Source organism: Shewanella sp. SG44-6, assembly GCF_014164185.1.
In the GTDB taxonomy this organism is placed as follows: domain Bacteria; phylum Pseudomonadota; class Gammaproteobacteria; order Enterobacterales; family Shewanellaceae; genus Shewanella; species Shewanella vesiculosa.
The window spans coordinates 1-333 of record NZ_JACJER010000349.1; the positions used below are offsets into that span (position 1 = coordinate 1).

At 45.3% G+C, this 333-nt stretch carries 1 tRNA gene; it reads right to left on the reverse strand.

Annotation, left to right across the window (positions count from 1 at the left end):
* Positions 1–188: 188 nt before the first annotated feature.
* Positions 189–264: transfer RNA gene (locus tag H5185_RS22540), tRNA-Glu, on the reverse strand.
* Positions 265–333: the final 69 nt, after the last annotated feature.

Sequence of the window (333 nt, forward strand, 5' to 3'; positions counted from 1 at the left end):
GAACCCCTGTTACCGCCGTGAAAGGGCGGTGTCCTAGGCCTCTAGACGAATGGGACACAGTTGATACGTTATACTCTGTATCGAGTGAATACTCATTGGTGTCTGTAGGCTAAACACCAGTGCTATGTAGATCATTAAACACTTTTTCTAAAACAACAGTTTCGAATCATGTTCAACCATCTTAAATATGGTATCCCATAGGGGATTCGAACCCCTGTTACCGCCGTGAAAGGGCGGTGTCCTAGGCCTCTAGACGAATGGGACACAGTTGATACGTTATACTCTGTATCGAGTGAATACTCATTGGTGTCTGTAGGCTAAACACCAGTGCTA